The 26,514-nt window shown below is 64.0% G+C and carries 26 protein-coding genes; 15 read left to right on the forward strand and 11 right to left on the reverse strand.

The genetic code is table 11. From position 1 onward, the window contains the following. The 11 genes from rplC (at position 1) to M1248_RS22255 (ending at position 7,374) form a co-directional block, all read left to right on the forward strand. Positions 1 to 678 (forward strand): 50S ribosomal protein L3, encoded by a 678-nt coding sequence (gene rplC / locus M1248_RS22205; protein ID WP_163735443.1) that lies wholly within the window; start codon positions 1 to 3, stop codon positions 676 to 678. Beyond that, entirely contained in the window at positions 678 to 1,373 is a 696-nt protein-coding gene (rplD, locus tag M1248_RS22210) for a 50S ribosomal protein L4 (RefSeq protein WP_163735446.1), read from the forward strand. The genes rplC and rplD overlap by 1 nt, the downstream gene beginning before the upstream one ends. Beyond that, on the forward strand, positions 1,373 to 1,675 hold the full coding sequence (gene rplW, locus M1248_RS22215) for a 50S ribosomal protein L23 (protein WP_014209146.1): 303 nt from the start codon (positions 1,373 to 1,375) through the stop codon (positions 1,673 to 1,675). The genes rplD and rplW overlap by 1 nt, the downstream gene beginning before the upstream one ends. A 30-nt stretch (positions 1,676 to 1,705) precedes the next feature. After that, positions 1,706 to 2,545: a 50S ribosomal protein L2 gene (gene rplB / locus M1248_RS22220; RefSeq protein ID WP_083124619.1), complete on the forward strand. Its 840-nt coding sequence runs from the start codon at positions 1,706 to 1,708 to the stop codon at positions 2,543 to 2,545. A 9-nt stretch (positions 2,546 to 2,554) separates the two neighbouring features. Beyond that, entirely contained in the window at positions 2,555 to 2,836 is a 282-nt protein-coding gene (rpsS, locus tag M1248_RS22225; protein ID WP_066907363.1) for a 30S ribosomal protein S19, read from the forward strand. After that, a complete protein-coding gene (gene rplV, locus M1248_RS22230) occupies positions 2,836 to 3,441 on the forward strand; it encodes a 50S ribosomal protein L22 (RefSeq protein ID WP_163735449.1) in 606 nt (201 codons plus the stop codon). The genes rpsS and rplV overlap by 1 nt, the downstream gene beginning before the upstream one ends. Next, positions 3,441 to 4,334: a 30S ribosomal protein S3 gene (gene rpsC, locus M1248_RS22235; protein ID WP_317149738.1), complete on the forward strand. Its 894-nt coding sequence runs from the start codon at positions 3,441 to 3,443 to the stop codon at positions 4,332 to 4,334. Before rplV ends, rpsC begins: the two co-directional genes overlap by 1 nt. Positions 4,335 to 4,336: 2 nt before the next feature. Next, positions 4,337 to 4,753 (forward strand): 50S ribosomal protein L16, encoded by a 417-nt coding sequence (gene rplP / locus M1248_RS22240; protein ID WP_006245113.1) that lies wholly within the window; start codon positions 4,337 to 4,339, stop codon positions 4,751 to 4,753. Next, positions 4,753 to 4,986, forward strand: coding sequence for a 50S ribosomal protein L29 (gene rpmC, locus M1248_RS22245; protein WP_163735458.1), 234 nt, complete (start codon positions 4,753 to 4,755; stop codon positions 4,984 to 4,986). Before rplP ends, rpmC begins: the two co-directional genes overlap by 1 nt. Continuing rightward, positions 4,986 to 5,300 (forward strand): 30S ribosomal protein S17, encoded by a 315-nt coding sequence (rpsQ, locus tag M1248_RS22250; protein WP_014209140.1) that lies wholly within the window; start codon positions 4,986 to 4,988, stop codon positions 5,298 to 5,300. Before rpmC ends, rpsQ begins: the two co-directional genes overlap by 1 nt. A 127-nt stretch (positions 5,301 to 5,427) precedes the next feature. Continuing rightward, positions 5,428 to 7,374 carry a hypothetical protein gene (locus tag M1248_RS22255; RefSeq protein WP_317149739.1) on the forward strand — a complete coding sequence of 649 codons (1,947 nt, stop codon included), beginning with the start codon at positions 5,428 to 5,430 and terminating at the stop codon, positions 7,372 to 7,374. A 7-nt stretch (positions 7,375 to 7,381) separates the two neighbouring features. Here M1248_RS22255 and M1248_RS22260 read toward each other — a convergent pair whose 3' ends face one another. The 5 genes from M1248_RS22260 to M1248_RS22280 all read right to left on the reverse strand — a co-directional run bounded on the left by M1248_RS22260 (position 7,382) and on the right by M1248_RS22280 (position 14,098). Then, the gene (locus M1248_RS22260; protein WP_163735464.1) at positions 7,382 to 8,779 is read right to left on the reverse strand and encodes an NAD(P)/FAD-dependent oxidoreductase; all 1,398 of its coding nucleotides are present in this window, start codon (positions 8,777 to 8,779) and stop codon (positions 7,382 to 7,384) included. A 6-nt stretch (positions 8,780 to 8,785) separates the two neighbouring features. Continuing rightward, complete coding sequence (locus M1248_RS22265) at positions 8,786 to 9,520, reverse strand: undecaprenyl diphosphate synthase family protein (protein WP_317149740.1); 735 nt, start codon at positions 9,518 to 9,520, stop codon at positions 8,786 to 8,788. 61 nt (positions 9,521 to 9,581) lie between these two features. Further along, on the reverse strand, positions 9,582 to 11,141 hold the full coding sequence (locus M1248_RS22270; protein ID WP_410506718.1) for a sugar transferase: 1,560 nt from the start codon (positions 11,139 to 11,141) through the stop codon (positions 9,582 to 9,584). A gap of 145 nt (positions 11,142 to 11,286) precedes the next feature. Continuing rightward, positions 11,287 to 12,000, reverse strand: a complete 714-nt coding sequence (locus M1248_RS22275) for a GAF domain-containing protein (protein ID WP_317149742.1) — start codon at positions 11,998 to 12,000, stop codon at positions 11,287 to 11,289. A 61-nt stretch (positions 12,001 to 12,061) separates the two neighbouring features. Continuing rightward, entirely contained in the window at positions 12,062 to 14,098 is a 2,037-nt protein-coding gene (locus M1248_RS22280) for a hypothetical protein (RefSeq protein ID WP_317149743.1), read from the reverse strand. 240 nt (positions 14,099 to 14,338) lie between these two features. Here M1248_RS22280 and M1248_RS22285 point away from each other — a divergent pair, with 240 nt between their 5' ends. The 4 genes from M1248_RS22285 to M1248_RS22300 are packed head-to-tail and all read left to right on the forward strand — an operon-like array spanning position 14,339 to position 19,545. Next, a complete protein-coding gene (locus M1248_RS22285; protein WP_232076380.1) occupies positions 14,339 to 15,727 on the forward strand; it encodes a polysaccharide biosynthesis tyrosine autokinase in 1,389 nt (462 codons plus the stop codon). A 15-nt stretch (positions 15,728 to 15,742) separates the two neighbouring features. Next, positions 15,743 to 17,116, forward strand: a complete 1,374-nt coding sequence (locus M1248_RS22290) for an O-antigen ligase family protein (RefSeq protein ID WP_317149744.1) — start codon at positions 15,743 to 15,745, stop codon at positions 17,114 to 17,116. After that, positions 17,113 to 18,039: a glycosyltransferase family 2 protein gene (locus M1248_RS22295; protein WP_163735475.1), complete on the forward strand. Its 927-nt coding sequence runs from the start codon at positions 17,113 to 17,115 to the stop codon at positions 18,037 to 18,039. The genes M1248_RS22290 and M1248_RS22295 overlap by 4 nt, the downstream gene beginning before the upstream one ends. Before the next feature lie 12 nt (positions 18,040 to 18,051). Further along, positions 18,052 to 19,545 carry a lipopolysaccharide biosynthesis protein gene (locus M1248_RS22300; protein ID WP_317149745.1) on the forward strand — a complete coding sequence of 498 codons (1,494 nt, stop codon included), beginning with the start codon at positions 18,052 to 18,054 and terminating at the stop codon, positions 19,543 to 19,545. A 5-nt stretch (positions 19,546 to 19,550) separates the two neighbouring features. Here the strand turns inward: M1248_RS22300 and M1248_RS22305 are convergent, their stop codons facing one another. The 6 genes from M1248_RS22305 to zwf all read right to left on the reverse strand — a co-directional run bounded on the left by M1248_RS22305 (position 19,551) and on the right by zwf (position 26,463). Beyond that, positions 19,551 to 20,606 carry a GH39 family glycosyl hydrolase gene (locus M1248_RS22305; protein WP_317149746.1) on the reverse strand — a complete coding sequence of 352 codons (1,056 nt, stop codon included), beginning with the start codon at positions 20,604 to 20,606 and terminating at the stop codon, positions 19,551 to 19,553. Continuing rightward, positions 20,603 to 21,493, reverse strand: a complete 891-nt coding sequence (locus M1248_RS22310; RefSeq protein ID WP_317149747.1) for a glycosyltransferase — start codon at positions 21,491 to 21,493, stop codon at positions 20,603 to 20,605. The genes M1248_RS22305 and M1248_RS22310 overlap by 4 nt, the downstream gene beginning before the upstream one ends. A 1-nt stretch (position 21,494) precedes the next feature. Next, entirely contained in the window at positions 21,495 to 22,439 is a 945-nt protein-coding gene (locus M1248_RS22315; RefSeq protein ID WP_232076726.1) for an NAD-dependent epimerase/dehydratase family protein, read from the reverse strand. A gap of 36 nt (positions 22,440 to 22,475) precedes the next feature. Beyond that, complete coding sequence (locus M1248_RS22320; RefSeq protein WP_317149748.1) at positions 22,476 to 23,576, reverse strand: glycosyltransferase family 4 protein; 1,101 nt, start codon at positions 23,574 to 23,576, stop codon at positions 22,476 to 22,478. Between the two features lie 110 nt (positions 23,577 to 23,686). Continuing rightward, positions 23,687 to 24,853 (reverse strand): glycosyltransferase family 4 protein, encoded by a 1,167-nt coding sequence (locus M1248_RS22325; protein WP_232076384.1) that lies wholly within the window; start codon positions 24,851 to 24,853, stop codon positions 23,687 to 23,689. A 98-nt stretch (positions 24,854 to 24,951) separates the two neighbouring features. Next, on the reverse strand, positions 24,952 to 26,463 hold the full coding sequence (zwf, locus tag M1248_RS22330) for a glucose-6-phosphate dehydrogenase (protein WP_163735493.1): 1,512 nt from the start codon (positions 26,461 to 26,463) through the stop codon (positions 24,952 to 24,954). Positions 26,464 to 26,514: the final 51 nt, after the last annotated feature.

Raw genomic sequence — 26,514 nt, forward strand, 5'->3', positions numbered from 1 at the left:
ATGGCTAGCGATAGCAAATCTGGCGCACCGCGCCGGGGCATTCTGGGCACCAAGCTGGGCATGACGCAGGTGTTCGACGAGAACAACCGGGTCGTGCCGGTGACGGTCGTGAAGGCCGGCCCCAACGTCGTGACGATGATCCGCACTCCGGAACGCGACGGCTACAGCGCGGTGCAGCTTGCATACGGCGAGATCAGCCCGCGCAAGGTGAACAAGCCTGTGACAGGGCAGTACTCGGCTGCGGGTGTGAATCCGCGCCGCCACATCGCTGAGTTCCGGCTCGACGACGAGGCCGCTGCCGCCGAGTACGAGCTCGGTCAGGAACTGACCGCCGAGATCTTCGCCGACGGCGCGTACGTCGACGTGACGGGGACCTCGAAGGGCAAGGGCTTCGCGGGCACCATGAAGCGTCACGGTTTTAAGGGCCAGGGCGCCAGCCACGGTGCCCAGGCTGTGCACCGCCGCCCCGGCTCCATCGGCGGATGTGCCACTCCCGGCCGCGTTTTCAAGGGCACCCGCATGTCGGGCCGCATGGGTAGCGACCGCGTCACGACGCAGAACCTGTTGGTGCACAAGGTCGATGCCGAAAACGGCGTGCTGCTGATCAAGGGCGCCATCCCCGGCCGCAACGGCGGACTCGTGATGGTGCGCAGTGCAATCAAGCGAGGCGAGAAGTAATGGCCGAGAAGACCGAGAAGGCCGAGAAGGCTTTGAAGATCGACGTCCACACCCCCGCGGGTAAGAAGGATGGCTCTGTCGAGCTGCCCGCCGCTCTTTTCGACGCCGAGGCCAACATCGCGCTGATGCATCAGGTCGTCGAGGCGCAGCTGGCATCCAAGCGTCAGGGCACGCACGCCACCAAGACGCGTGGCGACGTGCGTGGCGGCGGCAAGAAGCCGTACCGGCAGAAGGGCACCGGCCGCGCTCGTCAGGGTTCGACGCGTGCCCCGCAATTCACCGGTGGCGGGGTCGTTCATGGACCGCAGCCGCGCGACTACAGCCAGCGGACCCCGAAGAAGATGATCGCCGCCGCACTCCGCGGGGCGCTCTCGGACCGGGCGCGCAATGGCCGTATCCACGCGGTGACCGAGCTCGTCGAGGGGCAGGCGCCGTCGACGAAGGCGGCCAAGACGTTCCTGGCGACGCTTCTCACCGAGAACACGGCGCAGAACAACAAGGTGCTGATCGTGATCGGCCGCACCGACGAGACCGGTGCCAAGAGCGTTCGCAATCTGCCCGGCGTGCATGTGCTTTCGCCGGATCAGTTGAACACCTACGACGTACTGAAGGCAGACGACGTGGTGTTCAGCGTGGAGGCGCTGGACGCCTACATCGCTGCTCACACGAACAAGGACGAGGAGGTGTCGGCCTGATGGCTACCGTCACCGATCCCCGCGACATCATCTTGGCGCCGGTGATCTCGGAGAAGTCCTACGGGCTCATCGAAGAGAACGTGTACACGTTCGTCGTGCACCCCGACTCGAACAAGACCCAGATCAAGATCGCGATCGAGAAGATCTTCAAAGTCAAGGTCGACTCGGTCAACACCCTCAACCGGCAGGGCAAGCGCAAGCGCACCCGCGCCGGATACGGCAAGCGCAAGGACACCAAGCGCGCCATCGTCACGCTGGCCGCTGGAAGCAAGCCGATCGACCTGTTCGGAGCACCGGCCTAGCCGGCGGATAGCAGAGAGACTTTAAGAAACATGGGAATTCGCAAGTACAAGCCGACGACCCCGGGTCGTCGCGGTGCCAGCGTCTCCGATTTCGCCGAGATCACTCGCGACCATCCGGAGAAGTCGCTGGTTCGCCCGCTGCACGGCAAGGGCGGCCGCAACGCACACGGTCGGATCACCACGCGTCACAAGGGCGGCGGGCACAAGCGCGCCTACCGCGTGATCGACTTCCGTCGCAACGACAAGGACGGTGTCAACGCCAAGGTCGCACACATCGAGTACGACCCGAACCGCACCGCCAACATCGCACTGCTTCATTTCCTGGACGGCGAGAAGCGCTACATCATTGCGCCGCAGGGACTGTCGCAGGGTGACGTCGTGGAGTCCGGCGCCAACGCCGACATCAAGCCCGGCAACAACTTGCCGCTGCGCAACATCCCGGCGGGCACGCTCATCCACGCGGTGGAGCTGCGGCCCGGTGGTGGAGCCAAGTTGGCGCGGTCGGCCGGTGCGAGCATCCAGCTGCTGGGTAAGGAAGGCACTTACGCCTCGCTGCGTATGCCATCCGGTGAGATACGTCGCGTCGACGTGCGCTGCCGCGCCACCGTCGGCGAGGTAGGCAATGCCGAGCAGGCGAACATCAACTGGGGTAAGGCCGGCCGTATGCGGTGGAAGGGCAAGCGCCCGACCGTCCGTGGTGTCGTGATGAACCCGGTCGACCACCCGCACGGCGGCGGTGAGGGTAAGACCTCCGGCGGCCGTCACCCGGTCAGCCCGTGGGGTAAGCCCGAAGGCCGTACCCGCAAGTCCCACAAGCCGAGCGACAAGCTCATCGTTCGTCGCCGACGCACCGGCAAGAAGCACCGGTAGGAGTAAACGATGCCACGCAGCCTCAAGAAGGGCCCGTTCGTCGACGGCCATCTGCTCAAGAAGGTCGACGTACAGAACGAGAAGAACACCAAGCAGGTCATCAAGACCTGGTCGCGTCGATCGACGATCATCCCCGACTTCATCGGGCATACCTTCGCGGTGCACGACGGCCGCAAGCACGTCCCGGTGTTCGTCACCGAGGCGATGGTCGGGCACAAGCTCGGCGAGTTTGCACCGACCCGCACGTTCAAGGGTCACATCAAGGACGACCGGAAGGCTAAGCGCCGGTAATGAGTACGACGACTGAATACCCGTCTGCGGTCGCGAAGGCGCGCTTTGTGCGCATCTCGCCGACCAAGGCGCGCCGGGTCATCGACCTGGTGCGCGGTAAGTCGGTGACCGAAGCGCTGGACATCCTGCGGTGGGCGCCGCAGTCCGCCAGCGAGCCGGTCGCCAAGGTCATCGCGAGTGCTGCGGCCAACGCGCAGAACAACGAGGGTCTGGATCCGACCACCCTCGTGGTCGCCACCGTCTATGCGGACGAGGGCCCGACCGCCAAGCGCATCCGTCCGCGCGCACAGGGCCGTGCGTTCCGTATTCGCAAGCGCACCAGCCACATCACGGTGATTGTCGAGAGCAGGCCCAGCCGCGACGGTGGACGGGGCGGTGCTTCCGCACAGTCCGCCAGCGCATCGCGCTCGCGTCGTGCGCAGGGCAGCAAGGCGGCCGCGGCGAAGAAGGCGCCGGCCACCAAGCCGGCAGCCGAGACGACCACCGAGACAGTGACTGTGGAAGCGGCACCGGCCAAGAAGGCTGCCGCAAAGAAGGCTCCGGCCAAGAAGGCCGCCGCGAAGACCAAAGAAGCTTCTGACGAAGCGAAGGAGGGCTCGGAGTAGTGGGCCAGAAAATCAATCCCCACGGCTTCCGGCTCGGTATCACCACCGACTGGAAGTCCCGGTGGTATGCCGACAAGCAGTACAAGGATTACGTCAAGGAAGACGTGGCGATCCGTCGCCTGCTTGCCACCGGTCTGGAGCGCGCCGGCATCGCCGACGTGGAGATCGAGCGCACCCGCGACCGGGTCCGCGTCGATATCCACACCGCGCGTCCCGGCATCGTCATCGGCCGCCGCGGCACCGAGGCTGACCGCATCCGCGCCGACCTGGAGAAGCTGACCGGCAAGCAGGTTCAGCTGAACATCCTCGAGGTGAAAAACCCCGAGTCGCAGGCTCAGTTGGTGGCTCAGGGTGTTGCCGAGCAGTTGAGCAACCGCGTCGCGTTCCGTCGCGCCATGCGCAAGGCCATCCAGTCCGCGATGCGCCAGCCGAACGTCAAGGGCATTCGGGTGCAGTGCTCGGGACGTCTGGGCGGCGCCGAGATGAGCCGCTCGGAGTTCTACCGCGAGGGCCGGGTGCCGCTGCACACGCTGCGTGCCGACATCGATTACGGGCTCTACGAAGCCAAGACGACCTTCGGTCGTATCGGTGTGAAGGTCTGGATTTACAAGGGCGACATCGTCGGCGGCAAGCGCGAGCTCACCGCCGCGGCTCCGGCAGGCGCGGATCGTCCGCGTCGCGAGCGTCCGTCGGGCACCCGTCCGCGTCGCAGTGGTGCATCGGGTACCACCGCGACGAGCACTGAGGCTGGTCGTGCCGCCTCCGGCGGCGAAGCCGGTCCCGTGCAATCGGGTACCGAAGAGGCACCCGCCGCCGCGGAGGCGACGGCAGGCACCGAGGCCGCTGCCGGCGAGGCGGCATCCTCTCAGCCCACGGAAACCACGGAGAGCTAGCCATGTTGATTCCCCGTAAAGTCAAGCACCGCAAGCAGCATCACCCCAGGCAGCGCGGTATCGCCAGCGGCGGCACCTCGGTGAGCTTCGGTGACTACGGCATCCAGGCGCTGGAACACGCATACATCACCAACCGGCAGATCGAGTCCGCTCGTATCGCCATCAACCGGCACATCAAGCGTGGCGGCAAGGTGTGGATCAACATCTTCCCCGACCGCCCGTTGACCAAGAAGCCCGCCGAAACCCGCATGGGTTCGGGTAAGGGTTCGCCCGAGTGGTGGGTGGCCAACGTCAAGCCGGGTCGCGTGCTCTTCGAGCTGAGCTACCCGGATGAGAAGACCGCGCGCGAGGCGCTGACCCGCGCGATCCACAAGCTGCCGATCAAGGCACGCATCGTTACCCGAGAGGAGCACTTCTGATGGCTGTGGGAGTGACGCCGGGCGAACTTCGCGAACTGACCGACGATGAGTTGAAGGAGAAGCTGCGCGAGTCCAAGGAAGAGCTGTTCAACCTGCGCTTCCAGATGGCGACCGGACAGCTGGCCAACAACCGTCGCCTTCGCACGGTGCGCCAGGAAATCGCGCGCGTGTACACCGTGCTGCGTGAACGTGAACTGGGTCTGGCATCCGGGCCTGTAGGTGAGGATTCGTAATGGCTGAGGCAAAAGATCAGGCAAAGGGCAAGGGCCCGAAGCATACTCCGCGCGCCGAGGAGAACCGCGGTCGTCGTAAGACGGTCATCGGCTACGTGGTGAGCGACAAGATGCAGAAGACCATTGTGGTCGAACTCGAGTCCCGCAAGAGCCATCCGCTCTACGGCAAGATCATCCGGACCACCACCAAGGTCAAGGCGCACGACGAGCAGGGCGATGCCGGTATCGGCGACCGGGTGTCGCTGATGGAGACTCGGCCGCTGTCGGCGACCAAGCGCTGGCGTCTGGTCGAGGTTCTCGAAAAGGCGAAATAGCTCCGAACGCGAAAGGTCCCCGCGCCCCTCTGGTGCCGGGGGCTTTTCGGTATTCGGGCGGGCGCAAACTCCGAGCTCAACAGCCGTGCGTTTGAAGAGTGCGGCGGTTTGGCTACACTGCCCCCGGATGAGGCTCGGAACTGATTTCTTCAAGCGCGCCATAGCCATCGGTGTGACCGCCGTCGCTTTTCAAGCGGTCAATTTCGGCACACCCGTCGTACACGCGGCACCCGGTGATGCCGGACAGCTGGCCGATGCGCCGACGTTGAGCTTGACGACGCTGGGCGCTGACACCGACATCGCGCTGTACGGCCTGCAGGGAACACAGACCATCACCGTGCCGGTGCCCAAAGGCCTGACGCCAGGAGCGTTGACCGCAGACGTCGAGTTGCCGCCATACGTTCGGGGTGGAACCCTGATCGTCACCCAGGACCGTCGCACGCTCTCCCGTATCGAACTGCTGGCGGCGGAAAACACGCCGCTGTCGATTCCGTTGACAGGAGCGCGCGTCGTCGACGACACCGTGACGTTCACGGTGCGCAGCCGGCTGTTGCCCGAGGAGGGTGACTGCCTCTATGACTCGACGATTCCGCTGCAGCTTTCCGATGCCGCGATCGACTACACCGGCAAGGAGACGGCGCCGACCATGGTCGCCGACTTCCTGCCGACGGTGCTGGAGAAGATGACGATCTTCGTCCCGCAGCAGCCGACAGCCGCGGAATCCGACGCAGCCGTTCAGATGACGACGGCCGTGGTCGATCGATATGGCACGCAGAACACCGAAATCGACGTCGCGCCGCTGGACGACGACGCGGCGGTGCCGCCGTCGGCTCCGCTGGAACGCAATGTCGTCATTGGAGAGGGATCGGACCCGGCTGTTTCGATGCAGAACGGCGATGGCGGTGTTCCGGCTCTGCAGATCACGGGTGAGGCGGACGATCTGGCGAACCAGGTTCGACTGCTGAGCAGTGACCTCTCCGAGCTGGCGTTGTCCGCGAAAGTGGGTACCGGGCAGATCAACTCGACACATGAGCCGCCCGCCAGCCCGGCCACAATGAAGGACCTCGGCCAGTCCGGGGTGAGTGCGACGGCATTCAAACCGCAGGTGGCGGTCGGCCTCGACCAAACCCGTCTAGGACAGGCCATGCATGACCTGCGCGTGCAGTTGAAGGGGTCGTACACACCGCTGCCGTCCACGGTAGGTGGGCAGGTGCTGGTTTCGATCGACGGTGAACCGATCGATCAATGGGCGGCCGACGCGACCGGCACAATCGACCGCTCGATCAGCATTCCGCAGTCCGAACTGCGGCGCGACACCAAGCTTTCGGTCGCTGTCGACATCGCGGGCGACGTCGGACGGTGCGGTGACTTCCAGCCCGTCACGTTGAAGGTCGACGACGACACCACCATCGAGAGCACTCCCGCGGATCCCCCTGATCCGGCCGGATTCCAGTCGATTCCTCAGGCGCTGATGCCCAAGATCCAGGTGGGCGTCGAACCGAAGTCGTTTGAGGACACCGCGCGTGCCGTCTCGATCATGGAAGGACTGCAGCGACTCAGCGGGCCACGCCTGGATAGCGAGGTGGTGCCTCTGGACAGCGCGATCGACAGCCGGTCACCGGCCATCCTGATCTCGGCAGACGGCTGGGACAACGACAAAGTCGTTCCGCCGGTGCGCAGTTCGGCGGATGGGACACTCGAGGTCCAGCGTGTCGGCGGGGGCCGCCCGGCGACCCTGAAACTTGATCCGTCGACACCATTCGCATCTCTGCAAGTCGGCCGCGACGGCGATCGGACCGTTCTGTTCGCGACGTCGGAAAGCGCGCCGGAGCAACTCGATTCCCTACTCGACTGGCTGGACGGTGATACGCGTCGGTGGGCCGGACTGGACGGGACCGCGGCGATCTCACTTCCCGACCGCGAGCCGGTGACCGTCGACACCGATGCGGCGGCACCATCGGTCGCTTCCGACGACAGCGACACCAGCGTGTACTGGTGGATCGCCGCGTGCGCGGGATTGGCAATCGGCGGGGGCGGTGTCGCGGTGGCGATGCTCCGACGGCGGCGCGGCTGAAGCCGGCTCAGCCCTTGATCAAGCCGGACTCGAGATAGTCACGATCGGTGTTCACCTGCCATGGGTCGACGTTCGCACCGAAGTACTGTGCCACACTCCGCAGGGCGCTGAGCATGGCATGGTCCTGGTTGTCGTAGTGGTGCATGCCATTGCGTCCCATCGGGTGTAGAGACGGATGGATGCGACGCAGGTAGTCACGGATGGTGGCGACGCTTTGTTCGCGTGCCGGATCGTTGATCGGATAGGCGAACTGTGAGCGGACGAACATGCAATGGTCGAGGGCGGAACCGTCGACGCCGAGCGTACGGAGGTCCTGTTCGACTATGTCGCCAAGGCTTTCGTTGCTCACCACCCACAGGTCGTCGCTGGGCAGGGTGTAGTACTCGAGGCCGAGGTAAGTGCCGTTCCAGCCCTCGGGAGCCAGTGCGCTCGACCACCGTCGGTAATTCTGGATCCGACCCACCCGAAACTCTGCACCCGGCGTGTATACCCAGTTGTAGGGAATGTCGTAATGCTTCTTCAGAGCGACCGCTACGGTGATCACCGATCGGTGCTTGAGCGATGCGGCGATCTCCCGAATGTGTTTCGGCGGTGTGGGTTCCAGGCTTTCGATGAGCAACCGCAGTGGCATGCTCGAGAACACCGCATCTCCGGACGCGGTCTCGCCGTTCTGTCGCTCGATCGTCCAGGTTCTGCCGACGTGCCGGACGCTTGTCACGTAGGAGTTGAGTGAGGGAACCACGCCGAACCCTTCCAAAGCCTCTGCAGCCGCTTCCCATAGCTGGCCAGGTCCGTACTTGGGGTAGCGGAAGGCATCCTCAGCCCTGGGATCCTCCTCAGTCGGTGCGCGCCAAGAGATCGGCTTGATTCTCTGATTCGCCCAGTCGCTCGCCAGGGTTTCGGGGTCGGTGAGCCACGTCTTGCGAACATAGCCATCGAAGAAGACTTCGTACCAGTGACGGCCGAATTGTTCTGTGCCCCAATCCCGGAAACTCGGAAATTCGACCGTTGACCGTATCCGGCTGCGCAGTCTGGACCACAAGAAGTTCGTGAGGCCGCGGGCACCGCTTCGGAATCCCAGCTGCGAGATCAGATCACGGCCGACAAGTGGGTACCGCACATACCGCCCGTCGACAAGCATGGCTGAACGCCGACGCACCGAGATCCACTGATCCTCGGGAAGCAAAGACCGCCACAGGTCGGAGACCTCTTCACTCCTGGTGAAGAACCGATGACCCCCCGGGTCGACCCGCCAATCGCCTTCGGCGGGCGTGCGCGCGAGGCCGCCGACGTGTGCCGACGCCTCGAAGATGCGCGGTGTCACCCCTCTCTTCGCCAGTTCGAGAGCGGCGGTGAGGCCCGCAGGTCCAGCGCCGATGATCAACGGCTTCCGCGTCGACGCCACGGCGGGCTACCGGCCTCTCAGCTGCGGAAAACGCCGGTGGTCAGCGATGAGATCGTCGATGGCCTGCTCGGTCAGGTCGTTGAGAGGCGTAGACAAGAAGACCAGCTGGGCGTATTGGCTTTGCAGCGGCAGGAATCCGCTCAGCAGTGGCTCCGGGGTGGTCCGGACGACCATGTCCACGTCGTCGATGTCGAATGCGGCGCTGATGTCGCACCCGTCGTGCCGGGCGCGCTGCAGTGCGATGCGCAGCTCGTCGTAGGCGTCATAGGCCGCCAGGATATTGATACGAAACTCGCTCCCGTGCATCGCGTGTTCCAGATCTTGTGCCGCAGCAACATAATTGTGCGGCAACGCATTTCGATCGCCATGCAACCTGAAACTGCATTTGGCGTTGTCGAAATGGGCGGGAAGCAGCGTCGAAAAGAAGTGATTGGACGCCGCATACACCGGTTCCAGTTCGGTGCGATCCCGTGCAAGGTTAGCCCGGCTGAGGTTGTACACCGTCACGGTCTGCACACCGTGCCGCTGCAGCGTCAGCAGAATCTCGGTCACCTTCTCCGCGCCGCGGTGGTACGCAACGGACAGCGTTGTGTCGTTGCTCTGTGCCCAGCGCCTCAAGCCGTCGGGAATGAGGCCTACGTGCGCCGGCTCGACACCCACCAGAAAACCCCCACCGACATACCCCCATGCGGAATGTAGCCCAAACTGCACTAGTTGCACAGGCAACTGTGAAAACGCCATTCCTAGACGCCCTGGCAAAGGGATACACGATGGGGACCGCGTCCAAACGCGACAGCCGAGGTCAGTCCTCGGTGGGGCGCAGCACCGCCAGCACGGTGAGGAGCAAGATCTTGAAGTCCAGCAGCAGCGACCAGTTCTGGATGTAGTAGTTGTCCCATTCGGCTCGATCGGCGATCGAGGTCTGTCCTCGAAGTCCATGCACCTGGGCCCAGCCGGTGATGCCGGCCTTCACCCGGTGCCGCTCGCCGTAGCGCCGGACGTGCATCTCGAACAGTTCGACGAACTCTGGCCGCTCAGGACGCGGACCGACCATGCTCATGTCACCGCGCAGCACGTTGAGCAGCTGGGGGAGCTCATCCAGGGACGTCTTGCGCATGAACTTGCCGATTCGGGTGCGCCGATCTTCACCCTCCACGCCGCCGGGCGCCGTGCCTTCCTGCGGCTCGAAGTCCGCGCCGGCCGGATCCGCGGGACGCATGCTGCGGAACTTCAGACAGCCGAAGACCTTGCCGTCACGCCCAATTCGCTCCTGGCTGAAGAAGATCGGCCCCGGCGAACTGAGCTTGACCGCGAGCATCAAAGCGATGAACAGCGGGGAGATGAGCACGAGGCCGAGCAGGGCGGCGGAGCGGTCCACCGCGTGCTTGACCGCGAATTGCCACCCCTTCGGATCGACGCGCGACAGCACCATCAGCGGGACGCCGCCCATGTGCTCGATCCTGGTGTTGCTGCCGACGGCATCCATCAATCGGGGCACGACGCGGACCCGCATTCCGAGCTCCTGCGCCTGATGGGCGATCCGCCCCAGCTTCTCGTCTGGCAATGACGACGGCGCGATGATGAGATCTTCGGCGCGCGTAGCACGCTGGGCGCTTTCGAGATTGTCCGCGGTGCCCAGATACGGCACCCCCAGCATTCCGGCCATCTCCACTTCGCTCGGCCGGGCATCGTCGAGCAGCCCTTCCGGCCAGAGACCGTATTCCGGCACCTGCTGCATCCGCGAGATGAGCTGATGGGCCACTGGTCCCGAGCCCACGACCAGCGCCGGGGCCCCGACATGAAACTTCCGCCGCAGCCAGCGGTTCAGCACCGACCTGAGCAGGCGCACCGCGGGGATCAGGATCGCCGCGCACACCCAGATCCGCAGAATCAATTCGCTTGGGCGGATGTACGGCACGACGACTCCACCGGTCTCCAGGCGAGGCACGAGCAGCAGCATGATGGTCAAGGTCGCCAGTGATGCCACCGCAATGGACGTCTGCACCGGTTCGAATTCGTCGAGAAACCCCTGTCCCAACTTCTGTCGGTACAACCGGCGAGTGGAAAGAACGACGATCACGATCGGTACGAACAACCACGAATAGAAGGCGATGTTGCGCTCGTGGACCAAATCGCCGACCCACCACTGGGCCAAAAGTACCGAGATGGCGGCGTAGAGGGCGTCGATCGCGAGGGTGATCGCCGAATACCACGGGTCAGAGCGAATGCGTTCGACAAAGCGCGGCGTCCCCGTCGACGCACTCTTCTGAACCGGCGCCGACGCGGCCTGCAATCGCGGCGTGGTGGGTCTGGTGCTAGGCGTGTGGGTCGTCACCCCATGGCACCTAGCTGCATCAGTCATCCCCCCGACGTATCGTTGGCAACCGATATTAGGTGCGCTGCACCTCCCGACGCGGTGGAATGAGCGGGCCACTCAATAAGAAAGCAATTTGCGCACAATAACGAGGGTTACGCGCACGTAAGTTTTGGCAGCCTGGTTTGCTGCTTCAGTACGGCTTGGAGCCGAAAATGCGCTCCATCGCCAGCGCCGCCAGATCCGTGAGCACTTGCACGTGGCCGGTTCCCCAGAGTCGCGGTTTGTCGTCGAAGACACAAAGGGTGCCGATCGCACGGCCTTTGTGATCGACCAGAGGTATGCCGAGGTACGCCGCGATCGCGCCGCTGCGGACCACCGGATGATTCTTGAACACCGGATCGGCTTGCGCGTCTTCGAGCACCAAAGGAGTGCGGTCCGCCACCGCGTACTGACAAATCGATTGGTCGAGTGTCACCTCGCGGTTTTCGGGCACCGACATATCGCCCATTCCTACGGTGCTCTTGAAGAATTGTCGGTCGGCATCGATCAGGGACACCGCCGAAAACGGGGCGTCCAGGGCGTCGGCGGCCGCCCGCGTGATCCGGTCGTAGACCGCTTCCACGGGAGAATCGAGCAGTCCGGTCTCGCGCAGTGCGGCCAGCCGATCGGGGTCGGCGATGACCGCCGAGACGTCTGGCATCGAATCGCTGTCGAGAACGCCGGTTTGGGAGAGATGTTCCAGCAGGTCCTTCGTCGAAGGCTTCTCGGCGCGCACCTGGTCGGCGACCATCTGGGCGGCCACGGCTCGCATGACGTAGGTGTTGACGTCCTCGCCTGCCTCGCGCGCAGCGTCTTCGAGCGAGCGGTTGAGCCAGTCATCGAACCCCGGCACCGAGTTGGTCACGAAATTAACGTTAGCTGAAAAGAACCGGACCGCGCATGTCAGAGCAAATATCCGAATGCGCTCAGACTCTTTGCTCAGGTTCGGTCAGCGGCTCATCATCCGGCGGATTCGCGGCGGTGCGTCGCCTGCGTGACCACAGGATCGCCGCAACCACAGCGATCGCTGCGAGCACAGCGATCCCGACGGCGATGGGGATCCATTGATCCACCGACTTCGGCAGCGCCGGCGTCGGCGACGGTTCGAAAACGTTGCCTGTGTCCCGAATGGCGACGTTGGTCGGGACGCGTGCCTCGCCAGCGGCAAGAACGTCCCCGGTGAGCGCTGACCAGCCACCATCCAAGCCGTCGAGGTAATCGAAGAGCGGGTCCACCAGCGACCACGAAGACGTCGACGTGACAAGGACCACCGACCGGTTGCGGGGCTGGTCGGCGAAGGCCTGGATGGATCCGAGACCGTCCTCGATGTTGGCGCGAAGCTCGGTGGGCAGTGCGACATCGACGGCTGTGCCGTCGCCGCCCAGCGGTGGATTCAGCGTCGTCTGCTCGATCGCCTTCGAGTTGGCCACTATCAGCGCGCCGGTGTCGGAATCGGCGGCGGTCTTGAGATCGACGACCTCCGGCGTCAGTTGCGTGCTCGTGAGACGAGCGATCGCGCCGACCACCCGCGCGGCATACGAGAGCTGATCGGGACCGCTGCCGTCCAACGCGACCATGAAGCGGGGGCTGAACTCCGATGGAAAGGCGCCAAACCCGTTGAGCGGAGGCCCTCCCCGCTGCATGGTCAACGTCGATCGCGGATCGACCTGGAAGCTGATGGGCGCGGTCAACGGTCCACATGCTTCGTGTGGCGAGTAGGTGAACGCGAAGTCGAGGTTGACCCCCTGACCGAATGCCGGGCGCTGCAGGTCGAACGTCGCATCGAGAACACCGGTGTTGTCCAGTGCGGTCCGGTAGACGACGATTCCGTTGGACCGGATGACGACACTCGCGGCGTCGTCCTTGGGCACCGGGGTGTAGTCGGCGAGCAAATGGACCTGCACGCTGTCGACTCGGCCCGCGCCCAACGCAGAGCGGTCCACACCGATCGTGAGGCTGCCGGTTCGAAGAACGTCGGTCTTGCCGCTCAAGTTCAACTGGCTGAACGTCAATGTGTCGCCGCTCAGCGGGGTTTCCGATCCCGGTTGGTCGACCCGCGACGCACGTGTCTGCGCCAGCGACTGGAGCTGATTGACGAGCAGCGAGGCCTGGGCCGACAGCTCGTCACCACTACCGGAGATCCGCAGGTATGCGTCCGGGCTTCCGGCCCTTTCGACGGTCAGGCCTGCGGGGCCGCCTGCCTCGACGACGACGGCGCGCGCCAGCTGGGTTGCGGGCGGCGGGGCGGCGCCGCGCGGTTGGGGGACGACCGTGATCGCCATCGGCTGGATGTTGTAGAGGCGCGCGAGAGTGGTGACCAACGTCAGCGCCGTCTGCTGTTCCGCGGCGTCGGCGTCGGCGGGCGCATACATGGTGACCCGCTCCAGCACGGGCGGGAAGAAATTCGCGATCGTGGTTGCCGGCGCCTCGGTGCCGGCGAACACGGTTCCCAGGTCGCTGAGAAACAACTGCTGCAGCGGGCCGCAGAATCCGGCGGCGTTGTTGAGTGGGCGCACAGTGAACGAAAGGTCGATGGTCGATGACCGCACCCGGGCGCCCGTGATGTCGACATCGAAGGGCGTCGTCGCCTGAGCAGCCGCCTTGGGTGGCAGGCCGACCGTCCCCAGAAATTTTCCGTCTCCGTCGCTGATCTCGAGGAACCCGGCATCGATGTTGATGGGAGCGTGGATGACGCCTTGCACTCGGGTCGGAGAAAGCCCCGGGGGTACCGGTATCGCGAAATCAGTTGGGCTGTCGGCGCTGAGATACACCTCCGGTTTCAATCCAAGCGCGGGCCAGTCCAACCTGACCGTCGCCGGGGGCGGCGGATCGGCATTCTCGTCGGGTTGCGCAACTGCTGTGCCAGCCGGTGAAATCGCGAGCACCGACGACAGAATGATCAGTGCCGAAATCAGCGCACGCGCCGCGCAGCTGCGATCAACAACAGCGGCGACCGGGTGCACGGCTCTACCCCCAATTGTTCGAGCTTCGTAATCCCAACAGGGGTTGGACTATACCGGCGGACATCGCAGGCGGATGCGTTATTGGAGGCCCGGAGAAGCCATCTCACGAGTTAGCCAACTTCTACGATTATCACCGTCAAGGCGATTCATTCTGGGATAGCGTGTTACGACTTGCGCGCGCCTGATGAGCTCGCGTGGAAGTGGCGAATGAGGGGGGTATCAGCCGGTGAAGGGTCGCGTTTGACTGTTCAAGAGTTCGCCAAGATTCTGCGTGCCCGGTGGAAGTTAATCTGCGGCACAATTGCCGTCGTTGTATTGGCTGCGGTCGGTTACTCGCTACTCGCCATTCCGCAATACCAGGCCTCGGTGCGACTCTTTGTCTCCACGCCATCCGACGGAACGAACACTCAGACATACGACGGCGGTCTCTTCGCGGAACGCCGCGTGCTCTCATACACCGAGTTGTTGACCGGCGACATCGCGGCTCAGCGCACCATCGACAAGCTCGGCCTCGACATGACTGCGGCCCAACTTCAGGAGAAAGTCGAAGCCGTCGTGCCGGCCGAAACCGTGTTGATCGACGTGACGGTCACCGATTCCTCGCCGACCCGAGCCCGCGACATCGCCAATACATTGGCCGATGAGTTCGTCGTCATGGCGGCCCGATTGGAGACCCCCGAATTGGGGCAGCCACCCAACGCGCGAGTCGTCGTACAGCAGCGTGCCGAGGTACCGAGCAGCCCGGTGAATTCGAAGACGAAACGAATTCTGGCGATCGCCGCCTTGGTGGGTGCACTGCTGGGTGTCGTCATTGCTGTCATACGTGACCGGATGGATGATTCGGTGAAGAGTCCAGACGCGCTGGAAGGGACCACCGGCGTCGGCCTGCTCGCCGACATTCCGTTCGACGCGCAGCGCAGAACACAACCGCTGGTCCGGTTCGAGAGCGATCGCTCGGCGTTCGCCAACGCATTTCGTGAGCTGCGGATCAATCTGCGATTTCTGCAGATCGCCGAGGGACCCCGCGTGCTTGTCATCACGAGCTGCGTTCCTGCTCAGGGCACGACGATGACGGCGGTCAACTTGTCGCTCGCGTTGGCGGACGCCGGCCACAACGTCGTGATCGTCGACGGTGACCTGCGCCGCCCCAGGGTGGCGGCGAGTTTCGACCTTGCCGGGGACGCCGGTCTGAGCGACGTACTCAGCGGTGCGGTCCCCCTACGGGATTCGTTGCAGGAGACCGGTTTCGCCCATCTGAGCGCGCTCACGTCCGGAGCCATCCCGGGTGATCCGACCGAGCTGCTGGAGTCTCGAGCGACCGCGGATGTCCTGGGACAGCTGAGTGGGCAATTCGACTATGTCGTCGTCGACTCGCCGTCTCTACTCGTCAAGGATGCCGCGATTCTGGCGACGAGCGCTCAGGGAGTGCTGATCGTCGCGCGGTCGGGCCAGACCACGCGCAAGCAACTGGGCGATGCGATTCACACGCTCAGACGAGCTGGTGCGCCATTGCTCGGCTCTGTGTTGTCGATGACACGTGCAAAAAAGCGGTCGAAGGGTGACGACTACTACCGCAATCCGGACGCCGGACAGGGCGGGCAAAAGCGCCGCGGCACTCACCAGAAGTGATTGGGCCCGCACATCATGGACCGCTACGGACCACCGCGCGACGGAATCCCCGCCACGTTCGTAGCCTCGGTTCCGAGAAACGCGAGCGCCGCCACGACGCCGCCCGAGCGGTCATTCGGCACGTTCGTTGCGGCCCTTCCGCGCCTGTTCCGCACGGGAGCAACGGATTTCCGGCGTCACGAGTACGCGTTTGCGTTGCTGATCGTCACTGCCATCGGGCTGGTCGTCGTCCCCGACTTGATCACGTATCTGACTGTCGAGCACGAACCGATCCTGCCGCCGGGGGAGGCCACCACCTCAGCGGATCTTCCGATCGCCCAACTTGCCAGTCTGGGCGGATCGGCGCTCCTGCTTGCGCTGAGCACCGCTGTCGTCTTCATGCGTGGCTACCCGAACCGCGATATCACCGGTGTCCTCCTGCTGCTGCTCGCGGTGAACCTGCCCTATCTCGTGAGCCCGAAACTCCCTCCCGTAGTCGACTTTCCGAAGATCGTTCTCGCCAATGTCTTCATCCTTGCGCTCTGGAAAGTGGGGGCACCCGTCGCGGGGCTGAAATGGCTTCCGCTCACTGTCGCGGTGATCGCGGGCTACTCGCTGATCGGCGGACTGCTCATTCCCGACTACGCGATGTACAACCCCAACTCCGAAAAGGCGATCATCCCGGGCTGGGAGCTGGCGGGTCCTTTCGGCCACGCGAACGTGCTCGGGATGTACTGCGCACTCGCGTTTGCGCTCACACCCCTCATCGTCGACCGGAGATGGCGCCTTCTTGTCGGATCTATTCTGTTCGTGACGATGGTGGCCGCAGCGTCGAGAACTGCGCTGATCGCGGCCGGTCTGGTCGCGTTGTGGTGGGTGATCTGCTGGTTCAAATCGTCGAAATCGATCCGGCTTGCCGGGACGGTCCTCGTCAGCGTCACCGCATCCGCAATGTTCGTGTTTCCCTTCCTGCATTGGGACCCGCGCGCTTTCACTGAGCGTGCCCACGTGTGGGCGGAAAGTCTGCGAGTGTGGCAGCAGTCGCCTGCGGTCGGCATGGGTGTCAACTGGTTCCTGGACGATGCACAGGCAATGGGGAACGTCGCCAAGTGGGCGTTCGTGGGGACTGGACACAACGTGGTCGTGGACACCCTGGTGAGATCCGGTCTCATCGGAATTGTCGTGTTCCTGCCTCTCCTCATCGCAGCGGTGGCATCGACTCGTGCGTTGCCTGTGACAAGTCAGCAGATCGCCTGTTTCGGATTTCTGATGGCGTTTTTCCTGGGCGCGACAACAGAGGCCAGTTGGGCGCTGCTTCCCAATCTGCAGTTGTTTCCGATCAGTGGACTGGTATTCGCCGTGCTGATCGTGACCAGGCGTGACGCCCAGGTCCCCGACGGACCGCTGTGAGTGCCAAGAAGGCGGTGAGCGTCGTCATCCCGACGATCGGTCGGCCCAGCTTGCGGACAGCTGTGGAGTCGGCGCTCGGTCAAACGGCACCTCCGGTGGAGGTCATCGTCGTCGTCGATGCGGATTGTGAACCCGATCTACCCAACTCGTCAGCCGTCCGCGTGCTGCGAACTTCAGGAGGCGTCGGGCCGAGTCTGGCGAAGCATCTCGGCATCGAGTCGGCGAATGGAGATATCGTTGCGCTGCTCGATGATGACGACGTATGGCGACGGGACAAACTCGAGATCCAGCTGGATGCTGCGCCGCCAGGGGAACAATGGATCGTGGCGTCGCGCTTCTCCGTACACATCGATGGACGTGACCCGATCATCGGGCCGCGCACCCTGATCGGGCGCAATGAACCGGTCGCCCCGTACCTGTTCGAACTCCGTGAGCGACAGGCGTTCAACATGGTTCAGACATCAACGCTCGTGTTTCCACGGGCGTTGACTCAGACGGTGCCGATGTCAGTGGCCGCCGGTTCGATACACGACGACCCGAAGTGGTTGATTCATGTGCGGCGTGCGTATCCGGATCTGCCCATCGTGCAGGTCGCCGAGCCGCTGGTCGACATCGTGTGGACGGCGGCGTCGCTGTCGCGGTCGGGGGTTGATCGCAGTCAGGACCTGATCGATTGGGGCATAGCCGAACTCGGTGGTGAGTCCAAGAGAGTGCTGGGGGATTACCTACTGACCTCGCCGGTCGGTTCCGCACTGGGGGCTGGTTCGCCCCGCGGTATCGCCAGGTCGGTTGTCGCGGCAGTCCGTTACGGTCGCCCGGGCCGGCTGGCATGGGCGAGCGTAGTCAAGTCGATGCTGCGTCTCAGTGGGGGGCGGGCGAGAGCGTTCGTTACTCGCTTGGCCGGCCCTTCGAAGAAACTGTGACTCGATCCGCTCATGGCCTCGTTTCTTCGCAACACAATTCTCGGCTTCGGTTCCGGCGCCGCGGTGGCCCTTGCCGGATTCATCGGAAATGCGATCACCGCTCGGCTGCTCGGGCCCGACCAACTGGGCATCTTCGCCTATGTCGTCTTCTGCGTCACGATCGCCTCAGTCGTCGCGAGCATGGGCATCAATGTGGTACAGCAGAGATTCATCCCGAATCTTCGTGCCGAGCGCAAAGGCGATGAAGCAGAAGGGCTGACCGGCGCGCTCACCCGGGTGTCGATGCTGGCCGCGGTCGTCGGTGGTGCCGCATTGTTCGCCTTTCTGTACTGGCCCGGGCGTGAGGCCACGGAAATGCCTTCGCAGACAACCCAGATGGTCGTGTTTGCGTTAGCGCTCATCTGGTTTCTCTTCTGGAGAATGGCTGAGGTCTACCAGTTCTACCTGCGGGGCGAACAGCGCTTCGGTGAGCTCGCGCGCATCTCGGCGATCTCGGCGTTGCTCAAACTGGCGGTGATTGCACTGGGCGCCTGGTTGTTCGGCATACCCGGCGCGCTGGCCGGTTTCATTGCAGGCAATCTTCTGCCGGCGTCCCGAATCGCCCGGCTGCTGCGGATGAAGCCGTTTGTCGGACAGGTGCTGCGGGGCCAGGTGGTGAAGTTCGCGATGGCGAGCTGGGCGACCGGTGTGCTGGGCGCACTGGTATTCGGCCGAACAGAGATTCTGTTTCTCGAGCACTACACCGGCCTCAGCGCGGTGGGATACTTCACTGCGGCGGTGACGGTGGCTGAGATGGCGGTTCAGCTTCCCCCCCTGCTGCTTTCGGCGCTGCTTCCACGATTCAGCGAACAGCACGGCCTCGGTGCTCAGGACGACATGCAGCGCTTGTACCGAACCATGACCGCGCTCATCGCGATGCTGATCGTCCCGCTCTGCCTCGGGCTCGCGGCGATTGCGCCGGTGCTCGTACCGCTGCTGTTCGGCGCCGAGTTCGACGATGCGGTACCCGTCGCCTCCGTACTGCTGGTGGCGGCGGCGATCAGCAGCCTCGGCGTCACCACCTTCTATCTCCTTCAGAGTGTCGGCAAGACCGGCTTCTTGTTGCTGTCGAACGGTCTCGGCTTGGTCGGAACCATTGTGCTGGGCTTCCTCTTGGTGCCGCGCTACGGGCTGATCGGCGCCGCTTGGTCCCGGGGAGCGGTCCAGGTATCGGTAGTAGTCATCGAAACCTGGTACGTGACAAGAAAATTGCAGATCTCTCCGCCGTATCGAGCGCTGGGAGCGATAGCCGTGGCCTCGGTAGCGCAAGCCGCTGTCGCGTACTTCCTCTGCCTCGAATTCGGCGGAATGGTGGCGCTGTTAATCGCCATACCGGCGGCGATCATCACGTATTTGGTCGCCTTGCGAGGTCTCGCGGTGACGAGGATCGTGGACCCGGGGCTGCGTGATCGGCTCATCGCCAAGGCGCCTGAGCGGATACGACCGGTGATATCGCGAATCGTGTAGCGGGCTCATCGCGGCGCCAGATCCATCAGCGCATCGGCGGCTGGTTTGGGGCTGAGATCGTGGCGGAGCACGCCGAAATTCTCCTCGACGTCAGCAAGATCTGTTCCACCGTCAACGAGTTCGTAGTAAATGAGCGGACCCGCCCAATCCCACTGTTGAACCTCCCGACGTGCCTGAAGCAGCATCGTGGCTTGCGCACCGTCGGAGACCGCGTGCGGGCCGGTTCCGGTCGGCGCACCGAACTCCGTGATCCAGATCTTCTTTCGGCTATCACCGTGGCTTTCCATGACGGCCCGTAGCTCGGGGAGATCCTTGAACCCGCCGACTGCTCGCTGGGGTGTGTCGAATGGTAGGGCGGGAAACGTATACGGGTGCACGGCGATACCGTCGGCGAGTTGTATTGCCCCGTTCTGATAGAGCTGTTCGAGATAGTCGGTGGGCGCGACCTCGGAATCAGGCACATGGAACTTGGGGGCCAGGCCGCCGATGAGTATCGTGGCCTGCTCATCCACTTCGCGTATCGCTTCTGCGGCCACCCAGAACAGCGTGCCGTATTCATTTACGTCGGGTCGGGGCGGCCAGAACTTCTGTGTGTTGGGTTCGTTCCAGATCTCCCAGTTGTGTACGCCTCTGGGCGCGTAACGCTCGGTGACGACTTTCGCGAATGCCGCCCATTCCGACAAATTCTCCGGACGGGAGTGCCGCGCGTCCGTCGAACGTCCCTGCGTGGACGGGCGTGCCCACTCCGGGCTGGATGAGAGCACACCGAGTACCTTCATGCCATGGGCGGCAGCCTCGGCCACAATCGCGTCGGGGTATTCCCAATTGAATTGGCCGCGCTGACTTTCAGCCACCGACCAGTCGAAGTCCACCCTGACCCACGTCACGTTCATGGCGGCCATGAGGTCAAATTGCTGCGCGATGGCCGCCGCATCGGCGCCCCTCGAATGCATCGTCATCCCGATCTCGACGGGTGGTACCGACGCTTGGCAGGACAGCGGGAAACCCGCGATGAGGACGAGCGATAGCAGGCGCAGCACGAGCGTGCGCCCGATCGTCATCGCAGGATCGCTTGATTGTCGGAGTTGCGGGTGAACGGTCTGCCCAGCACCCCTTCGGTGCGGCCGACGAGCAAAGCGAAGGTTTCACGCAAACCGAACTTCTCGGGGTTGCGCACCGGCATCAGTGCTGCCGCGATCAAGTGAGCGGCCTTGTACCACAGCGGGTAGTGCCACGTGCGGAGCACATAGCCGTGACCGCGTCCGTAGTTCCGTTGCTTGCGGCGGCGTTCGGCCGGCGGCAGGTGGGCGAATTCGGTTTGCGCATGGACGTAGATGTCGGGGACCCACTCGACCGAAAAGCCGTCAAGAGCTGACATTCGTAGCAGCAGGTCCGGGCCTTCTCCGGACTGCCACGGGGAATCGGCGCCCGAGCCCAGGGTCGGGTTGAACCCGCCGGCCGCGACGAACTGGTCACGTCGGAGGATGGTCGCCGGCTCCATGGCTCCCCAGACGGTGCGCTTCGTGAATTCCGTGCCGGGTGGCGGAAGAGGATGTCGTGGGCCTTCCCGATCGATCATCTGGACCGCGCATACGGTGGTCGGAGCCACGCAGTGACGCGCGATGCGTTCCAGAAAGTCTGCATCGACCCGATTCGTGTCGTTGGGGAACCACAGCCACTCGACCTCATCGCCGAGCGCGGCGGCGGCGGCATTGCGCCCGTTCGAGATACCGCGCGCACTCATGACGGCTTTGATGTCAAGCGTGTCGGCAAAGGAACCGATCAGTGCTTCCAAGTCCGCGGAACCCGCATGGTCGTGGTGGGCAATCGCCACCGCGGCCGGCCGGCGCGTTTGAGCGGCCAAGTCGCCGAGTAGGTTTCGCAGCTCGTCCCATCGGCCCACCGTGGTGATGGCGACGCCGATTCGCACACGGGGCGGGCTCGACACCCTACGTCAACCGTCCGTCAAGGGCAGGCAGGAATTCCGGATTCGCCCATGTCCGCTGCAAGGTCTCGTCCAGCTGGTGTGCCGGTCGCCAGCCGAACACCTTCCCGATGTGCGAGATGTCGGCGCCGAGGAACGGACGATCGACGGCTCGCGTGCGCGAGGGATCCTGGCGGACCTCGAAATTCAGGCCCAGTACCGACCGCATCCGGTCAAGGATCTCGTCCACCGAATACTGTTGTCCGCTGCCGAGGTTGACGATCTCGCAGTCGACGCCCTCGCCGTTGGTGCCGAGCGCAGCCGCAGCAAAACCTCCGGCAGCGTCCAGGACATCGATGTAATCGCGCTTGGGCCAGGTGTTTCCGAGGTTGATCGACTCGCGTCCTTCGCGCAGCTGAGCAACGATCGCAGGTAGCAGGTGCGGGTTCGTCTCGCCGGGGCCGATCACGTTGAACAGCCGCACGATGGCGGCCTTGATACCACGCTCGGCGGCGAAGATCTGCACGTATTGTTCGCCCTGCAGCTTCGTGATGCCGTAGATGTCCGCTGGGCCCAGCGCTGACTCGAACTCGCGATGATCGGCCTCGTCCGGTTGGTAGACGGCACCACTGCTCGCGAAGACGAACCGCGTACCTGGTCGGCAGCTCGTCAACAGATTGACCGTGCCGGTGACGTTGGTCGCCACGGCGTTCGAGGGGTCGCCATCGCATTCCGGGATGTAGTGGATCGCAGCCAAATGCACAATCACGTCGGGCTGGAATTCCTCGACGACCGCGCGCGTGGCATTCGCGTCACGGATATCGACACGCTGAAATCCCCAGGCCGCGTCATCACCCGTCAGCCAGTCGGGTGTGCCGTAGCGCAGCAGATCCGCGACCAGAACCTCGGCTTTCGCGCTCAGCATGGGAACGAGTTCCCTACCGACGAAGCCGGCACCACCTGTCACCATGATCCGCACGTGCGTTCCCCCGCTCTCTCCGTCTTGTCACCGGCTTGTTCCAATGACCTCTTCGGCCCTGGCCTCGAGCTCGTGCGCGACGCCCGACCAGTCCAATGATCTTGCACCGGCGAGTCCCGCTTGGGAGAACGTGTCCCACTGCGCTTGTGCGGTGAGTAACGCCTCGGCGAAATCTGCGGGATCGGTGCCGCACACCACGCCCGCGCCATACTGTGCCACGACCTCTTTGGCGCCGTTCTCGGGGAACTTCGCCGTGACGACGGGCAGGCCACTCGCCATGGCCTCGGCGATCACCCGCGGAAAGCCCTCGCGCTGGCTGGGCATGCCCAACACTGCGGCGCGGGAGAGCAGATCGATCTTCTGCTCCTCGGACACCGAGCCCAGCACCCGCACCCGCGAACCGACGGGCGACCGCCGCGCGTGTTCCTCGATGTCCGCACGCGCCGCTCCGTCGCCCGCGATCACCAGGTCGCCGGCGAATCCGCGTGCGGTGGCGAGTTCGAAAGCATCGATGAGCAGTGGCAGGTTCTTGTGGGGGAAGAGCCGCCCGACGTACAGCGCGCCCGAGCGTTCGCCGCGGTCCGCGGCTCGGTACTGGGTGACCACGATGCCGCTCGGCAACACAGAACACGGACGCCCCGACTGCTCGGTGATGGCCGTGGCCACGGCCTGGCTGATCGCAAAGTTCGCGGCGGCCAATCGCGGTAACCGCTTCTGCGCCGTTCCCACTATTCGGTCGTCGCGAATCTCACACCAGTGAATTCCGCTACGTGCGCGGACATCTCGGGGCAATGCGAGTACATGCAGCAGCGGCCACTCGTTCAAGAGGTGGAAGTCGTAGTGCTGAGGCACCACGTGCCGCCGCACCCAGGCGCTGTACTGGATGATGGCAGGCCAGTTCCGTCGCAGGGCGGGGATGGGTGGGTTGATGTAGCGGTTGGTGAGCGGATGGCGCCGGATGTGTACGCCGTTGACCGTCACGTCGGGATCTAGCCCGGTGTCGTGACCGACGCAGTACACGTCGACCGAATGGCCACGCAGCACCATGGCTTCAGCAAGCTCATTGAAGAAGACCTCTTGCCCCCCGACGTGGGGAGGGTAGAGCTCGGTGAGAAACGCGAATCGCAACGAGCCCCCCTAGGTCGTCTACCTGCGACGGGGCAATCCGCCGCCCCCATCGGTGCCCGCTCAGTGTGCCATTCGACCCCGCGCGAGCACGGCCATTCGACGTGGAATCTTCAGTCGGGGCGCTGACCGAGCTTGGCCAGGATCGTGTCGGCCGCGGCACCGGTCGAGATATCGGCTTGGCGCTGTGTCACGTGCGCCCAGCCTCTCGACGCCAGGTCGGCTCTGGCCTGCTCGTCGAGGCAATAGGCGCGGATCAAACCGGCCAGCTCGGTGTGATCGTTCGGATCGAAGAACTCAGCGCCGGCGCCGCAGGTTTCCCGCAGTGCCGGGATGCTGGAGCTGAGGACGGCGGTATGCGACGCCATGGCCTCGAGCGGCGGGAGCCCGGCGCCCTCGTTGAGTGAAGGCATCACCAGCAGGTCCGCGGCCGCGACGAGCGAGCGCAGTTCGTCGAATTCCAGTCGTCCGATCATCTCCACGCGATCTCCGAGGGCAGCGGCCTGCGCATGGATGCGCTCGTCGAGTACCTTGACCGAGGCGCCGCTGCCCGCGATCACGAGCTTCTGCGGAATCGCCTGGTGCACTTGGGTATACGCGGTGATCAGCGCTGAAAGATTCTTGTGTCGTTTGACGTTGCCGAGGTACAGAATGAAGCGGTCCCGCACCGGTGACAATTGAGGATCGGCGGGTTCGAACCATGACTCACTCACGGGAATCGGCGTCACGACAAACCGGGCGGTGGGAACGTACTTGGCCAGGGCGTCGGCGGCCGCCCGCGACGGGGTGAAGATTGCCGCCGACCTTCGGGCGACGATCGCCAGCATCACGCGTGCGTACATTCGCCGCGCCCGGCCGTTGCCGCTGATGTTCTCCGGCAACAGGTGGCTGTCGTCGTGCACCGTGCTGAAGAAAACAATTCGACGGTTGGCAGGGCGAGACAGAGTGAATGGAAACGGATAGTGGGGCACCCACATGGCCTTCGGCCGAGTCATCTGCACTGCGCGATTCCATGCCCGCTGCTCGGCGACCGAGTACATCGGCGCGCCCGACGGCTCTGAGATGACGACTGTGGTGGTTTCGGCAACAGGAGGAACGTTGTCACGGTCTGCCAACACGGCGAGGGTGTGGCCCTGCCGAGCAAGAGCCTCTTCGAGCAGGGGGAGGTACACGCCGATGTAGGTTCCGATGCCGCTCTGGTCGATGTGTCTGACATCGAATAACAGATCGATGGCTCCGTTGCCCTGTGCCGGCATCATCGTGCCCCCCTTGGCGCTCATCACCGCGAACCCGAGGTTACCGCGTGACGTACCCGGTCATGTTCCAAATGCGCTGCGCGCCAGACGTGATCGCACTCCACCCCCGAGGTCGTCGTCTGTTACTCATCGTCGCCGTTGTTGTTCTCGCGCCATGCCCGCTCGAACGGCAGCCGCCACGCGTTGGGCGCGATCAGCTGATGGATTGCGTTGGGGCCCCACGTGCCCTGCGGGTATGACTTCACCGACGGCGGGTCGTTGAGTAGCGGCTCCGAGCGCTCCCACAGTGATTCGATGCCCTCGGCGGTGGTGAAAAGTGTGTGATCACCGCGCATGGCGTCCAGGATGAGGCGCTCGTATGCCTCGAGCACGTCGCCGACGGTGTCGATCTCCTGAGTCGAGAATTGCATCGACAGCTTGTCGAGCTTCATGCCGGGCCCGGGTCGCTTACCGTAGAACGACAATGACACCTTGGAGTTGTCGGCCAAGTCGAAGGTCAGATGGTCGGGGCCCTGCGCGCCTACACCGGACCCCGCCGGGAACATCGAACGCGGCGCCTCCTTGAACGCGATCGAGATGATGCGGATGCCTTCGGCCATCCGCTTGCCCGTGCGCAGGTAGACAGGGACGCCGGCCCACCGCCAGTTGTCTATTCCCACCTTCATCGCGATGAAGGTTTCCGTGTCGGAATCCTTTGCGACACCTTCCAAGTCGCGATACCCGGCGAACTGACCCCGCACCACGTCGGAGCAGTTGATAGGGAGCATCGACCGGAACACCTTGTTCTTCTCTTCGCTGATCGCGCGCGGTTCCAGTGCTGTCGGTGGTTCCATCACGACGAACGCCATCACCTGGAGCAGATGGGTGACCACCATGTCCTTGAACGCACCGGTGCTCTCGTAGAAGTTGGCGCGCTCATCCAGGCCGAGGGCCTCGGGGATGTCGATCTGTATGTGATCGATGAAGTTGCGGTTCCAGATCGGTTCGAACAGACCGTTGGCGAAGCGGAACGCGAGGATGTTCTGTGCCGCCTCTTTACCGAGGAAATGGTCGATCCGGAAGATCTGACTTTCGTCGAACGTCTCGTGGACGAAGCCGTTGAGTTCGACGGCGCTGGCCAGATCGGTACCGAACGGCTTTTCCATCACGACCCGCGAACGGTCAACCAGGTTGGCGTCCTTCAGCATCGTGATCACCGCACGTGCCGCCTTCGGTGGCACCGACAGATAGTGCAGCCGCCGGACGTCGGGGCCGAGTTTTTCCTCGGCGGCCGCGACCGCGGCGGCCAGCGCTTCGGGCCCCGCGCCCTGAGGCACATAGGTGACGGTTTCGGCGAACCGCATCCACTGTTCCCTGTTGAGCTTGTGGGTGCCGAATTCGTCGATCGCCTCGTTGGCGATCTCGAGGAAGTCCTCGGTGGAGATGTCCTCGAGCGAGGTGGCGACGATCTGAATGTGGGGTGCCAGTTCGGATTGATCCAGATAGGCCAGGCCGGGAATCAGCTTGCGCCTCGCCAGATCGCCGGTGGCGCCGAACAGGACAACAACGTGCGGGTCGACCGCGTAGTCGTCATGCCGGCCCGGACGCGAGCCGGGATGTGGATAAGAAATGGTCTGCGGTTTGCTTGTCGCCACTCTCGGCATACTCTCACCGGGGCAACTTTCCTGCATGGCTACCGGTGTTGC

This window comes from Mycobacterium sp. 29Ha (genome assembly GCF_032883055.1).
In the GTDB taxonomy this organism is placed as follows: Bacteria; Actinomycetota; Actinomycetes; order Mycobacteriales; family Mycobacteriaceae; genus Mycobacterium; species Mycobacterium gallinarum.

Coding starts and splice junctions, on each gene's coding strand:
- rplC (WP_163735443.1), top strand. CDS start 1: ATGGCTAGCGATAGCAAATCTGGCGCACCGCGCCGGGGCATTCTGGGC.
- rplP (WP_006245113.1), top strand. CDS start 4,337: ATGTTGATTCCCCGTAAAGTCAAGCACCGCAAGCAGCATCACCCCAGG.
- M1248_RS22255 (WP_317149739.1), top strand. CDS start 5,428: ATGAGGCTCGGAACTGATTTCTTCAAGCGCGCCATAGCCATCGGTGTG.
- rpsS (WP_066907363.1), top strand. CDS start 2,555: ATGCCACGCAGCCTCAAGAAGGGCCCGTTCGTCGACGGCCATCTGCTC.
- M1248_RS22300 (WP_317149745.1), top strand. CDS start 18,052: ATGGCCTCGTTTCTTCGCAACACAATTCTCGGCTTCGGTTCCGGCGCC.
- rplB (WP_083124619.1), top strand. CDS start 1,706: ATGGGAATTCGCAAGTACAAGCCGACGACCCCGGGTCGTCGCGGTGCC.
- M1248_RS22270 (WP_410506718.1), bottom strand. CDS start 11,141: ATGACTGATGCAGCTAGGTGCCATGGGGTGACGACCCACACGCCTAGC.
- rpmC (WP_163735458.1), top strand. CDS start 4,753: ATGGCTGTGGGAGTGACGCCGGGCGAACTTCGCGAACTGACCGACGAT.
- M1248_RS22325 (WP_232076384.1), bottom strand. CDS start 24,853: ATGAGCGCCAAGGGGGGCACGATGATGCCGGCACAGGGCAACGGAGCC.
- rplD (WP_163735446.1), top strand. CDS start 678: ATGGCCGAGAAGACCGAGAAGGCCGAGAAGGCTTTGAAGATCGACGTC.
- M1248_RS22305 (WP_317149746.1), bottom strand. CDS start 20,606: ATGACGATCGGGCGCACGCTCGTGCTGCGCCTGCTATCGCTCGTCCTC.
- M1248_RS22315 (WP_232076726.1), bottom strand. CDS start 22,439: ATGGTGACAGGTGGTGCCGGCTTCGTCGGTAGGGAACTCGTTCCCATG.
- M1248_RS22265 (WP_317149740.1), bottom strand. CDS start 9,520: ATGGCGTTTTCACAGTTGCCTGTGCAACTAGTGCAGTTTGGGCTACAT.
- M1248_RS22290 (WP_317149744.1), top strand. CDS start 15,743: ATGGACCGCTACGGACCACCGCGCGACGGAATCCCCGCCACGTTCGTA.
- rplW (WP_014209146.1), top strand. CDS start 1,373: ATGGCTACCGTCACCGATCCCCGCGACATCATCTTGGCGCCGGTGATC.
- rplV (WP_163735449.1), top strand. CDS start 2,836: ATGAGTACGACGACTGAATACCCGTCTGCGGTCGCGAAGGCGCGCTTT.
- rpsQ (WP_014209140.1), top strand. CDS start 4,986: ATGGCTGAGGCAAAAGATCAGGCAAAGGGCAAGGGCCCGAAGCATACT.